The sequence below is a fragment of the Pseudorhodoferax soli genome, from assembly GCF_003337555.1.
Lineage (GTDB): Bacteria > Pseudomonadota > Gammaproteobacteria > Burkholderiales > Burkholderiaceae_C > Pseudorhodoferax > Pseudorhodoferax soli.
Window position 1 is genome coordinate 780,344 of record NZ_QPJK01000002.1, and the last position, 11,900, is coordinate 792,243.

The 11,900-nt window shown below is 70.3% G+C and carries 10 protein-coding genes; 6 read left to right on the top strand and 4 right to left on the bottom strand.

Annotated features, from left to right (window positions below; genetic code table 11):
• The first annotated feature begins 55 nt into the window (after positions 1 to 55).
• Positions 56 to 556 carry a hypothetical protein gene (locus DES41_RS10385; RefSeq protein ID WP_114467535.1) on the top strand — a complete coding sequence of 167 codons (501 nt, stop codon included), beginning with the start codon at positions 56 to 58 and terminating at the stop codon, positions 554 to 556.
• A gap of 261 nt (positions 557 to 817) precedes the next feature.
• Here the strand turns inward: DES41_RS10385 and DES41_RS10390 are convergent, their stop codons facing one another.
• The 4 genes from DES41_RS10390 to DES41_RS10405 form a co-directional block, all read right to left on the bottom strand.
• A complete protein-coding gene (locus DES41_RS10390) occupies positions 818 to 2,230 on the bottom strand; it encodes an efflux transporter outer membrane subunit (protein ID WP_114467536.1) in 1,413 nt (470 codons plus the stop codon).
• A 22-nt stretch (positions 2,231 to 2,252) separates the two neighbouring features.
• Complete coding sequence (locus DES41_RS10395; RefSeq protein WP_114467537.1) at positions 2,253 to 5,498, bottom strand: efflux RND transporter permease subunit; 3,246 nt, start codon at positions 5,496 to 5,498, stop codon at positions 2,253 to 2,255.
• An 84-nt stretch (positions 5,499 to 5,582) separates the two neighbouring features.
• Positions 5,583 to 6,845 carry an efflux RND transporter periplasmic adaptor subunit gene (locus DES41_RS10400; RefSeq protein ID WP_114467538.1) on the bottom strand — a complete coding sequence of 421 codons (1,263 nt, stop codon included), beginning with the start codon at positions 6,843 to 6,845 and terminating at the stop codon, positions 5,583 to 5,585.
• 115 nt (positions 6,846 to 6,960) lie between these two features.
• The gene (locus DES41_RS10405; protein ID WP_114467539.1) at positions 6,961 to 7,833 is read right to left on the bottom strand and encodes an alpha/beta hydrolase; all 873 of its coding nucleotides are present in this window, start codon (positions 7,831 to 7,833) and stop codon (positions 6,961 to 6,963) included.
• Between the two features lie 225 nt (positions 7,834 to 8,058).
• Here DES41_RS10405 and DES41_RS10410 point away from each other — a divergent pair, with 225 nt between their 5' ends.
• The 5 genes from DES41_RS10410 to DES41_RS10425 all read left to right on the top strand — a co-directional run bounded on the left by DES41_RS10410 (position 8,059) and on the right by DES41_RS10425 (position 11,890).
• On the top strand, positions 8,059 to 8,973 hold the full coding sequence (locus DES41_RS10410) for a LysR family transcriptional regulator (RefSeq protein WP_114467540.1): 915 nt from the start codon (positions 8,059 to 8,061) through the stop codon (positions 8,971 to 8,973).
• A 71-nt stretch (positions 8,974 to 9,044) separates the two neighbouring features.
• Entirely contained in the window at positions 9,045 to 9,179 is a 135-nt protein-coding gene (locus DES41_RS39550; RefSeq protein WP_281277185.1) for a hypothetical protein, read from the top strand.
• 158 nt (positions 9,180 to 9,337) lie between these two features.
• Positions 9,338 to 10,252, top strand: a complete 915-nt coding sequence (locus tag DES41_RS10415) for a LysR family transcriptional regulator (protein WP_114467541.1) — start codon at positions 9,338 to 9,340, stop codon at positions 10,250 to 10,252.
• 41 nt (positions 10,253 to 10,293) lie between these two features.
• Positions 10,294 to 10,935: a helix-turn-helix transcriptional regulator gene (locus DES41_RS10420; RefSeq protein WP_114467542.1), complete on the top strand. Its 642-nt coding sequence runs from the start codon at positions 10,294 to 10,296 to the stop codon at positions 10,933 to 10,935.
• Positions 10,925 to 11,890, top strand: a complete 966-nt coding sequence (locus DES41_RS10425) for an ornithine cyclodeaminase family protein (protein WP_114467543.1) — start codon at positions 10,925 to 10,927, stop codon at positions 11,888 to 11,890. Before DES41_RS10420 ends, DES41_RS10425 begins: the two co-directional genes overlap by 11 nt.
• The last annotated feature ends 10 nt before the right edge of the window (positions 11,891 to 11,900 follow it).

Genomic DNA, 11,900 nt, shown 5'->3' on the forward strand with positions numbered 1-11,900 from the left:
AGGCTTTCGCATGTGCAAGCGTGCAGAACGGATAAGAAGTAAGCTTTTCCGCACCATGGCCCCCACTCCCCTGCACACCAGCCGCCCGCTGGCGGCCGCCCTGCTGGCCGCCCTGTTGACCGCTTGCGGCACGGTCGAAAACCTCACGCCCGGCATGCCACGCGCCGAGGTGCTGTCGCGCTGGGGCCAGCCCACGCGCGTCGTGCCCGTGCCTGGCGGCGAGCGGCTGCAATACAGCTTCCAGCCCACCGGCCAGGAGGCGGTGATGGTGGACATCGACGCCGCAGGCCGCGTGGTGCAGGCGCGCCAGGTGCTCAACGAAAACGACTTCGCGCGCATCGCGCTGGACGGCAGCTGGACACAGGCGGACATCGGCCGCGAGTTCGGCCCGCCGGCCTATGTCGGTGCGGTCGGACGCTGGGACGGACCGGTCTGGACCTACCGCTGGCGCGGCGGCATGGTGGACCAGATGTTCTATGTCTACTTCGATCCCGCCGGCCGGGTGCGGCGCACCGAGATGGGCATGGACCCGCGGCAGTTCCGCAACATGCGCTAGACAGGGGGGCCGGGCTGCACCGACCGCATGGCGCGGCCCGTGTCGTGCGTGGAAAAAATGCTTGGCTGGCCTGAAGAGTTGGCTAGCAAAAACGACCTTGGAGACCGAAGTCTCGGGTCGCCCCACGATGAAACCGGTGGAAGTGCCTGCAGTGCCGCACTGCACTTCCGATGGCGCGACTATATCTCAATTGAGAAATAGTCTTATTTGAGTCCCTGCCGCCGGTGCGGCCTTTGCGCCGCCCGCACCGGCGGGCCGGGCTCAGGCGCCGCGGTCCCAGCCGCCGCCCAGCGCGCGCACCAGCCCGACCGTGGCCTGGTATTGCGCCGACTTCACCTGCAGCGCCTGGCGCCGGTTGCGCAGCTCGCTGCGGCGCGCGTCCAGCAGTTCGATCTGGCTCACGAGGCCGTTGCGGTAGCGCGTCTCCGACAGCGCCGAGGCGCGCGTGGCGGCGGTCACGGCGCGGCCCTGGGCTTGCGCCTGCTCGTCGAGCAGGCGCAGCGCGGCCAGCTGGTCTTCGACATCGCGGAAGGCGCCCAGCACCTGGGCGCGGTAGCCGGCGGCCGCCACGTCCAGCTGCGCGGCGGCGTTCGCCAGGTTGGCCTCGCGCCGGCCACCGTCGAAGATGGGCAGCGACAGCAGCGCGCCGATGCCCCACGACCGGGCCGACCACTTGAACAGGTCGCCGAGGTCGGTGGAGGCGAAGCCGCCGGAACCCGTCAGCGCGATGTCGGGGAACCAGGCGGTGCGCGCCACGCCCACGCGGGCCTGGGCGGCCTGCAGGCTCAGCTGCGCGGCCGACACGTCGGGCCGGCGGGCCAGCACCGTGGCCGGCACACCGGCCGGGATGCGCGGCAGCGCGCTGCGCCAGTCCTGCGGTGCCAGCGTGAAGCTCGATGCGGCCTCGCCGACCAGCACGGCCAGCGCATGCTCCAGCTCCGTGCGGCGTCGGTCCAGCGCCAGCGCCTCGGCCTCGTTGGCCGCCACCTCGCCCTGCACGCGCACGAGGTCGAGCTCGGCCACGTCGCCGGCATCAAAGCGGCGCTGCGTCAGGCGCAGCGTGTCGTCGTAGGCGGCGACGGTCTGGCGCACCAGCGCGCGCTCGTCGTCCAGCGCACGCAGCGTGAGATAGGTCTGCGCGGTCTCCGCCTGCACCATGAGGCGCGTGCTCTGCAGCAGCGCGGCACGTGCATCGGCGTCCAGCCCGGCGGCATCGCGCGCCTGCGCCAGCCGGCCGAACAGGTCCAGCTCGTAGGAGAAATTGGCCTTGGCGGTCAGCACGCTGGCCGGTTGGCGGCCCTGGGCCGTGTCGGCCCCAGCGCCGCGCTGGGCGCCGGCGCCGATGCCGATCTGCGGTGCGCGGTCGGCTTCGGCATTGCGCAGCAGCGCGCGCGCCTGGGCCAGCCGCGCTGCGGCTTCCTGCACGCTGGTGTTGCGCGCCGCAGCGCGCTCGACCAGGTCGCCGAGCACCGGGTCGTCGAAGCCCAGCCACCAGGCGCCGCGCTCGGCCTGTTCGGCCGGGGCCACGGTGGTGAAGCGTGCATTGCCTTCCTTGAAAGCGACGGGCACGGTGGGCAGCGCATGCTCGGCCGGGGCCGCGGGCAGCGGCCCGCTGGCACAGCCAGCCAGGATCAGCGCGGCCAGCAGGGGGGTGACGATGAAGTTCAGTCGCATGGTGATGTCCTCACTCGCTCGTTCATTCGATGGGGTGGCGGGGCGCCGCCGGCAGCGGCTGGATGGAGCCACCGCCCGCACCGTGGGCCGGGGCCGATGCGACCACCGGCACATGCACCTCGCCGTGCTGCACCAGCGGCCGGTTGCCGGCCAGGCGGCGCATCAGCACGTAGAACACCGGGGTCAGGAACAGGCCGAAGGCCGTCACGCCGATCATCCCGGCGAACACCGCCACGCCCATGGCCGAGCGCATCTCGGCGCCGGCGCCGGTGGACAGCACCAGGGGCAGCACGCCCATGATGAAGGCCAGCGAGGTCATCAGGATCGGGCGCAGCCGCAGCCGGCTGGCCTCGATGGCCGCCTGCACCGGGGTGCGCCCGCCGAACTCCAGCTCGCGCGCGAACTCCACGATCAGGATCGCGTTCTTCGCCGAGAGCCCGACCAGCACGATGAGACCGATCTGGGTGAACACGTTGTTGTCCCCGCCGTCGATCCAGACGCCGGTCATCGCCGCCAGGATGCCCATGGGCACGATCAGGATGATGGCCAGTGGCAGCGTCAGGCTTTCGTACTGCGCGGCCAGCACCAGGAACACCAGCAGGATCGCCAGCGGGAACACCAGGAAGGCGGAGTTGCCGGCCAGGATCTCCTGGTAGGTCAGTTCGGTCCATTCGTAGCTCACGCCCTTGGGCAGCGTCTCGGCCGCGATGCGCTCGATCGCGTCCTGGGCCTGGCCCGAGGAGAAGCCGGGCGCCGCGCCGCCGTTGATGTCGGCGGCCAGGTAGCCGTTGTAGCGCATGGCGCGTTCCGGGCCGAAGCTGGAGTTCACCTTCATCAGGGCAGACAGCGGCACCATCTCGCCGGTGCTGGAACGCACCTTGAGCAGGCCCACGTCTTCGGCGCGGGCACGGTAGGGCGCATCGGCCTGCACGCGCACGCTGTAGGTCCGGCCGAACTTGTTGAAGTCGTTGGCGTACAGGCTACCCAGGTAGATCTGCATGGTGTCGAAAATGTCGGTCACCGGCACGCCGAGCTGGCGCGCCTTGGTGCGGTCGATGTCGGCGTACAGCTGCGGCACGTTGACCTGCCAGCTGGTGAACATGCCGGCCAGCTCGGGCGTCTGGTAGGCCTTCGCCATGAAGGCTTTCACGGCCTTGTCCATCTCGTCGTAGCCCAGGCCGCCGCGGTCTTCCAGCTGCAGCTTGAAGCCACCGGTGGTTCCGAGGCCGGCCACCGGCGGCGGCGGGAACATCACGATGAAGGCGTCCTGGATCGCACCGAAGGCCTGGTTCAGCTGGCCGGCCACGGCACCGCCGCTCTGGTCGGCATGCTTGCGCTGGGCGAACGGCTTGAGCGTGGCGAACACGATGCCCGAGTTCGAGCTGTTGGTGAAGCCGTTGATCGACAGGCCGGGGAAGGCGATGGCGTCTTCCACGTTCGGGTTCTGCTTGACGATCTCGCCCATGCGCTTGATCACGTCCTCGGTGCGGTCCAGCGTGGCGCCGTCGGGCAGCTGCGCGAAACCGATCAGGTACTGCTTGTCCTGCGCCGGCACGAAGCCGCCGGGGATGGCCTTGAACAGGCCGAAGGTCACGCCGATCAGCGCGAGGTAGATCACCATCATCAGCGCCTTGCGGCCGATGACGCGCTTCACGCCGCCGCTGTAGGCCTCCGAGCCGCGGTGGAAGAAGCGGTTGAAGCCGCGGAACAGCCAGCCCAGGGTCTTGTCCATGAAGCGGGTCAGCGCGTCCTTGGGCGCATCGTGGCTGCGCAACAGCAGGGCCGCGAGCGCCGGCGACAAGGTCAGCGAGTTGATCGCCGAGATCACCGTGGAGATCGCAATCGTCACCGCGAACTGCTTGTAGAACTGGCCCGTGAGCCCGCTGATGAAGGCCAGCGGCACGAACACGGCCACCAGCACCAGCGCGATGGCGATGATGGGGCCCGCCACCTCGCGCATGGCGCGGTAGGTGGCTTCGCGCGGCGAGAGCCCGGCCTCGATGTTGCGTTCCACGTTCTCCACCACCACGATGGCGTCGTCCACCACGATGCCGATGGCCAGCACCAGGCCGAACAGCGACAGCGCGTTGATCGAGAAGCCGAGGATGTGCAGCACCGCGAAGGTGCCCACCACCGACACCGGCACGGCCAGCAGCGGGATGATGGAGGCGCGCCAGGTCTGCAGGAACAGGATCACCACCAGCACCACCAGGGCGATGGCTTCCAGCAGCGTGTGGATCACCGATTCGATGGACGCCCGCACGAACTGCGTCGGGTCGTAGGCGATGCGGAACTCCACGCCCTCGGGCATGCTCTTGGCCAGTTCGGCCATGGTGGCCCGCACGTCGCGCGAGATGTCCAGCGAGTTCGAGCCGGGCGACTGGAACACGCCCATGCCGACCGCCGCGTCGTTGTTCAGCAGCGAACGCAGCGAGTAGTCGGCCGCGCCCATTTCCAGGCGGCCGATGTCGCGCAGCCGGGTCACGGCGCCGTCGGTCCCGCTCTTGACGATGATGTCGCCGAACTCCTCTTCGCTCTGCAGGCGGCCCTGCGCGTTGATGGACAGTTGCATGTCCACGCCGGCGAGGCCGGGCGATGCGCCCACCACGCCGGCCGCGGCCTGGATGTTCTGGCCGCGGATCGCTGCCACCACGTCGCTGGCCGACAGGCCGCGCTGCGCCACCTTCTGCGGGTCGAGCCAGACGCGCATCGCGTAGTCGCCGCCGCCGAAGATCTGCACCTGGCCCACGCCCTGGATGCGCGCGAGGCGGTCCTTCACGTTGAGCACCGCGTAGTTGCGCAGGTAGTTCATGTCGTAGCGGTCGTTCGGCGAGACCAGGTGCACCACCATGGTCAGGTCGGGCGCGCTCTTGACGGTGGTGATGCCCAGGCGGCGCACCTCCTCGGGCAGGCGCGGCTCGGCCTGCGCGACGCGGTTCTGCACCAGCTGCTGGGCCTTGTCGGGGTCGGTGCCGAGCTTGAAGGTCACGGTCAGCGTCATCACGCCGTCGGTGGTGGCCTGGCTGCCCATGTAGAGCATGCCTTCGACACCGTTGATCTGCTCTTCCAGCGGCGTGGCCACGGTCTCGGCGATCACCTTGGGGTTGGCGCCGGGGTAGTTGGCGCGCACCACCACCTGCGGCGGCGCGACCTCGGGGTACTCGGAGATCGGCAGCGCGCGCATGGCGATCAACCCGGCGAGGAAGATCAGCACCGACAGCACGCCGGCAAAGATCGGCCGGTCGATGAAGAATTTGGAGAGGTTCATGGCAAAGGTCCCCCCTGCCACCGGCGCGCTGGGCGCCGGCAGGCATGGTGTTGCTGGAATCGGAAGGGCGTTAGATCGGGGAGATCAGGACTTGGACGCGGCGGCGCTGTCGGCCTTGGCCTGCTTGTCTGGACGTGCGTCCATGGCCACCGGTTGCGGGTCCAGCACCGAGCCGGGGCGCACGCGCTGCAGGCCGTTGACGACCACCCGCTCGCCCGGCTGCAGGCCCTGCGTCACGATGCGCAGGCCGTTGGCGCTGGCGCCCAGCGTGACCTGGCGCCACTGCGCCTTGTTGTCGGCATCCACCACGAACACGAACTTCTTGTCCTGGTCGGTGCCCACCGCGCGTTCATTGACCAGCAGCGCGGGTGCGGTCTTGACCTGGCCCATGCGCAGCCGCGCGAACTGGCCGGGCATCAGCGTGCCGTCCTTGTTGTCGAACTGGGCGCGCACGCGCACCGTGCCGCTCCGGGCGTCGACCTGGTTGTCGACCCACTGCAGGCGGCCGACCAGCGGCGTGGCATCGTCTGCCGCCGTGCCCATCTGCACCGGGATGCGGTCGACCTGCGTGCGCGCGCCGCCGCCAGGCAGGTCGCGCAGCGCCCGGGTGACGACCTGCTCGTCGGCGTCGAAGCTGGCGTAGATCGGGCTGACCGAGACCAGCGTGGTCAACACCGGCGCGCTAGCACCGGCCGACACCAGGTTGCCCACCGTGACCTCGACCTTGCCGGCGCGGCCGGCGACCGGGGCGCGCACCTGCGTCCACGACAGGTTGAGCCGGGCCGACTGCAGCGCGGCCTGTGCGGCGCGCAGGTTGGCCTGGGCCTCACGGTGCGCGTTGGCGCGCTCGTCGTGTTCGCGCTGGGCGATGGCGCGTTCGTCCAGCAGGCGCTGGGCGCGGTCGAGTTCGCTGCGCGTGAAGGATTGGCGCGCCTCGGCAGCCACCACCTGGGCTTCGGCACGCTCGACGTCGGCCGCGTACGAGGCCGGGTCGATGGTGACGAGCAGGTCGCCCTTCTTCACGAGCGCGCCTTCGCGGAAGTGCACCGACAGCACCGTGCCGGCCACGCGCGAGCGCAGGTCGACACGCTCCACGGCTTCCAGCCGGCCGGAGAACTCATCCCACGTGGCGACATCGGACTGCGCCACCGTGGCCACCGAGACCGGCGTGGCCTGCGGCGCGGCGGGCAAGGCATCGGCATGCACCTGGGGCGACTGCAGCATGAAGCCCAGGCCGGCAGCGGCCATGGCCAGCACCAGCGCGGTGCCCACGGCCAGCAGCCGGTTGCGCCGCGGGCGGCGCGTGGAATACGGATCGGCGAACGGATCGTTGGTCGGATCGGACATGGCTACTCCCTCGAACAATAAAACGAGAACAACAAAACCTCTCCGGCCGTTCTGGGGCGACCGGTTCAGGCGGATCGGAAAGAAGGCCCCTCCCCGTGGGAGGAGGGGCGGACGGTTACTCGGCGCTCTTCTTCGCCGGCAGGTGCGCGGCGAAGAAGCCCTCCAGGCGCGGACGCACCATGGCGGCGCACGCGCACTCCATGGGCTCGCTGGCCAGCAAGGTATTGGGCCAACCCGTGGCCGGGGTCAGCATCTCGAAATCGACGGCGACACCGGCAGCGCGCAGCTTCTCGGCATAGGCACGGGCCTCGTCGCGCATGGGGTCGTCGCTGGAGGTCAGCACCAGCGTGGGCGCGATGCCCGCCAGCCGCAGCGAACCACCAGGCACGGCGTAGGGATGGGTGGCGTCCTGCGGGCAGCGCAGGTAGTTGCGCCAGCCTTCGGCCCATTTGCCCTGGGTCTCGGTGCAGTTGAATTCGCGCACCGAGGCCATGCCCGTGCAGGGGTCCAGCATGGGCGAGACCAGCACCTGGCCGGCCAGCGGCGGGTGGGCGCGGTCGCGTGCGATCAAGGCGGTGGCCGCGGCCAGGTTGCCGCCGGCTTCCTCGCCGGCCAGGAACACCGGGGCGCCGGTGCCGGCCAGCTTGGCGCGCTGCTTCCAGGCCCACTCGAGCACGCCGTAGCCCACGTCCAGCGCCTGCGGGAACGGGTGCGCAGGTGCCAGCGGATAGGCGATGGAGACGACGATGGCGCCGGCTTCGGCCAGCATGCTGGCGAGCTTGACGCCGCAGTCCAGCCCGCCGGCCGTGAACGCGCCGCCGTGGTAATGCACCACGAGCGGAGACACCTGGCCGCGCTTTCTTTCACCGTAGATGCGGGTCGGCACGGGCTCCAGGCCCTTCAGCTCGACCACGGTCTCGCGCCAGCTCGCAAAGCCGTTGCCCTGCGGGGCAGCGGTGGTCGACGGGGTGGCGGTGGCGGCGGACATGGCGAACTCCTGGAACAGCGTGAGAGATGAAGAACGAAGACGGGGACTGACGTTGACGATGCTGGTAAATGTAGAGCCGGCGCTGTGTCGGATAAATGCGCAACACACCGCTTCACTGTTTCCGAGCCGCCAACAATGCCCCGAGAATCATCAGGGAGAAGGCGGCCGAACCTTTCAGGCCTACGGGTATCTACTGAGCGGCCGAACAAAGCAAGAAGGAAGCCCATGGACCAGATCCAGTCGATGCGGGCATTCACGCGCGTCGTGGAAGCAGGCAGTTTCACCAAAGCAGCCGAGTCGCTGGATGTGCCCAAGGGCACCGTCACCAAACAGATCCAGGCGCTGGAGACCCGGCTGCGCGTGCGGCTGCTGAACCGCACCACGCGCCGCGTGACGGTGACCGCCGACGGCGCAGCCTATTACGAGCGCACGCTGCGTCTGCTCTCCGACCTGGACGACATCGAGGCGAGCATGGGCAATGCCCAGGCCCGGCCCAGCGGCCGGTTGCGCGTGGACATCGGCGCCTCGGTGGCGCGGCTGCTGGTGATCCCGGCGCTGCAGGGCTTCTTCGAGCGCTATCCCGACATCCAGCTCGACCTGGGCGTGAGCGACCGCCCGGTGGACCTGATCGCCGACAACGTGGACTGCGTGATCCGCGGCGGCGAGCTGACCGAGCAGTCGCTGGTGGCGCGGCGCATCGGCAACATCGACTTCGTGACCGTGGCCTCGCCGGCCTACCTGGCGCGCCATGGCACGCCCGCGCACCCGACCGAGCTGGAGCACAGCCACACCATGGTGAGCTTCTTCTCCTCGCGCACGGGCCGGCAGTACAACCATTACTTCGAGTGCGCCGACGAGCGCCACGAAATCACCGGCCGCTACCAGCTGGCCGTGAACGAGAGCAACGCGCTGTCCGAGGCCGGTCTGGCCGGCCTGGGCATCGTGGCGCTGACCCGCTTCGACGTGAAGCCGCACATCGAGAGCGGCGCGCTGGTGCAGATCCTGCCGGACTGGAAGCGCCGCACCCTGCCCTTCTACGTGGTCTATCCGCCCAACCGCCACCTCTCGGCCAAGGTGCGCGCATTCGTCGACTGGGCGGCCGAACTGTTCGCCAAAAACCCCTACATGCAGGCCCGCTGACAGGATTGCGCGTTCCCGCTACAGTCGCGCCCCCACCGCACCCGCGGGCACCCATCACCACAGGAAGACGAATGGACAAGACGCCGTCCATGTGCATGGCCATGCGCGTCGCCAAGGCCGGCGGCTTCGCCACGAAGACCCGGCCTGCCAGCGGCGGCGCGCCCAGCGCCTCTCTCGCCAAGAGGGTCATCGGCCTGCCGACTTGACCTTCCCAGGATGTGAGCTTGGAGACTGCGGCCCGTATCGCAATCCACCCATGGAGAACCACATGATTGCCTCGGAGGTCCACCCTCTGCACTGCGGCCGCCACGCGCGCCGCGCCGCCATGCCGCACCCGCGGTCCCACGGCCCGGAGAGCATCTAGATGGACCAGATCCAGTCCATGCGCATGTTCACGCGCGTCGTGGAAGCCGGCAGCTTCACCAAGGCCGCCGAGTCGCTCGACATCCCCAAGGGCACCGTCACCAAGCAGATCCAGTACCTGGAGGCGCGGCTGCGCGTCAAGCTGCTCAACCGCACCACGCGCCGGGTGACCGTCACGCCCGATGGCGCGGCCTACTACGAACGCACCGTGCGCTTGCTGTCGGACTTCGACGACATCGAGGCCAGCATGAGCAACGCCCAGTCGCGCCCCAGCGGCCGGTTGCGCGTGGACGTCGGCGCCTCGATCGCACGGCTGCTCGTGATCCCGCAGCTGCACACCTTCTTCGAGCGCTTTCCCGACATCCAGCTCGACCTGGGCGTGAGCGACCGCCCGGTGGACCTGATCGCCGACAACGTGGACTGCGTCATCCGCGGCGGCGAGCTGACCGAGCAGTCGCTGGTGGCGCGGCGCATCGGCGGCGTGGAGCTCATCACCGTGGCCACGCCGGGCTACCTGGCCCAGCACGGCACGCCGGCCCACCCGACCGAGCTGGAAAAGGGCCACCGCCTCATCAACTACTTCTCTTCGCGCACGGGCCGTCAGTTCCCCCACCTGTTCGAGCGCGGCGAGGAGCACCTCGAGATCCTCGGGGCCTACCAGCTCGCGGTCAACGAAAGCAACGCGCTGACCACGGCCGTGCTGGCCGGCCTGGGCGTCACGCAGGTGGCGCGCTTCGGCCTGCAGCAGCACCTGGACAACGGCACGCTGGTGCGCGTGCTGCCCGACTGGGGCCACCCGCCCATCCCGCTGCACGTGGTCTACCCGCCCAACCGCCACCTGTCCGCCAAGGTGCGCGCCTTCGTGGACTGGGCGACCGAGCTGCTCGGGCGCGCCCCCTACCTGCAGGCGCGCTGAAGTCTCTGGACAAAACGTCTACATCTGGACAAAATATCCAGATGCCGACCGCCAAACCGTCCAGAACCGCTGCCCAGCGCGCCCTGCTGGGCCAGCTCGAACACATCGCCCAGGGGTTGGGCGAGACCTTCGCGCCGTTCTGCGAGGTCGTGGTGCACGACCTGCTGGACCCGGGCCACGCGATCGCCGCGATCCACAACAACCTGTCCGGCCGCGCCGTCGGCGACCCGGCCACCGAGCTGGGCCTGGCCCGCATCGCCGACCCGGCCTACGCGCCGGTGCTGGCCAACTACGCCAACCGCTTCGCCGACGGGCGCCAGGCCAAGAGCACGTCGATCGGCGTCAAGGACGCCGAGGGCCGCTACGTGGCTGCCCTGTGCTTGAACGTGGACCTGACGCTGTTCAAGAGCCTGCAGAGCGCCATGGGCCAGTTCGTGCAGGTCGACACCCAGGCCGCGCCGGCCGAGACGCTGGACCCGGCCGGCGCCGACGCGATCCGCGCGCGCATCGACCGCTACGCCGCCGCGCGCGCGAGCACCCCGCGCGCACTCAAGGCCGACGAACGCCGTGCGCTGCTGGCCGAACTCAAGGCCGAGGGCCTGCTGCAGCTGCGCCACGCCATGCAGACCGTCGCCGCCCACCTGGGTGTGTCGCGCGCCACGGTGTACAGCGATGCGCGCTGAAGCCCCTGCAGCCCGTTTGCGCCTGCTCGACGGCCCGACCGTGGCCGCGCTGCTGGAGCCCGCCGCCGTGCGCGCGGCCGTGGCCGAGGCCTTCGCGCTGCACAGCCGCGGCGAGGGCCGCACGTTTCCAGTGGTGCGTGAGCAGCTGGCCGAGGGCGTGTTCGGCATCAAGTCGGGCGCGGTGCCGGCGCAGGCGCTGCTGGGCTACAAGTCGGCGGGCTTCTGGCCAGCCAACCGCGGCCGGGGCGGCGAACCGCACCAGGCCACCATCGTGCTGCACGACCCGGCCACGGGCCGGCCGCTGTGCGTGCTGGACGGCAATGCGATCACCAGCGCGCGCACGGCGGCTGCCGGCGCCATCGGCCTGCAGCGCCTGGCCCGGCCCGGGAGCCGCGCGCTGTGCCTGTTCGGCACCGGCGTGCAGGCCCGCGCCCACCTGGCCGAGGCGCTGCGCGTGCTGCCTGCGCTGGAGCAGGTGCGCTACTGCACGCACCGCGGCCAGCCGGACGCGGCCTTCGAATCCGCCTTCGCGGGCCGCTGCGCGCTGCAGTTCGCCCCCGATGCCGACACCGCCGTGGCCGCCAGCGACGTGGTGATCACCGCCACGCCCGGCGCCGGCGTGCTCTTCGGCCTGGGTGCCGTGCGCCCCGGCACACACATCAACGCCGTCGGCGCGGACACGCGCGGCAAGCGCGAACTGCCCGAAGGCCTGCTCGCGCGTGCCCGGCTCGTGGTCGACGACCGCAGCCAGGCGCGCCAGCTCGGTGAGGCGCAATGGGCGCCGGAGCTGCCCTGCACCGAAATCGGCGCGCTGGACGACGCCGCGCGCGCCCCCGAGACGATCACCGTGTTCGACCTGACCGGCCTCGCGCTACAGGACCTTGCCGTCGCGCGGATGGTGCTGGCCAGCGCCGAGGCCCAGGGCCTGGGCCTGGACATCGCCTGGCCCTGGTAGCCCCTTTCGT

Excerpts from the sequence above, each read along its gene's own strand:
- DES41_RS10385 (WP_114467535.1), top strand. The coding sequence starts at position 56 with ATGGCCCCCACTCCCCTGCACACCAGCCGCCCGCTGGCGGCCGCCCTG.
- DES41_RS10420 (WP_114467542.1), top strand. The coding sequence starts at position 10,294 with ATGCCGACCGCCAAACCGTCCAGAACCGCTGCCCAGCGCGCCCTGCTG.
- DES41_RS10395 (WP_114467537.1), bottom strand. The coding sequence starts at position 5,498 with ATGAACCTCTCCAAATTCTTCATCGACCGGCCGATCTTTGCCGGCGTG.
- DES41_RS10390 (WP_114467536.1), bottom strand. The coding sequence starts at position 2,230 with ATGCGACTGAACTTCATCGTCACCCCCCTGCTGGCCGCGCTGATCCTG.
- DES41_RS10400 (WP_114467538.1), bottom strand. The coding sequence starts at position 6,845 with ATGTCCGATCCGACCAACGATCCGTTCGCCGATCCGTATTCCACGCGC.
- DES41_RS10405 (WP_114467539.1), bottom strand. The coding sequence starts at position 7,833 with ATGTCCGCCGCCACCGCCACCCCGTCGACCACCGCTGCCCCGCAGGGC.
- DES41_RS10410 (WP_114467540.1), top strand. The coding sequence starts at position 8,059 with ATGGACCAGATCCAGTCGATGCGGGCATTCACGCGCGTCGTGGAAGCA.
- DES41_RS10425 (WP_114467543.1), top strand. The coding sequence starts at position 10,925 with ATGCGCGCTGAAGCCCCTGCAGCCCGTTTGCGCCTGCTCGACGGCCCG.
- DES41_RS10415 (WP_114467541.1), top strand. The coding sequence starts at position 9,338 with ATGGACCAGATCCAGTCCATGCGCATGTTCACGCGCGTCGTGGAAGCC.
- DES41_RS39550 (WP_281277185.1), top strand. The coding sequence starts at position 9,045 with ATGGACAAGACGCCGTCCATGTGCATGGCCATGCGCGTCGCCAAGGCC.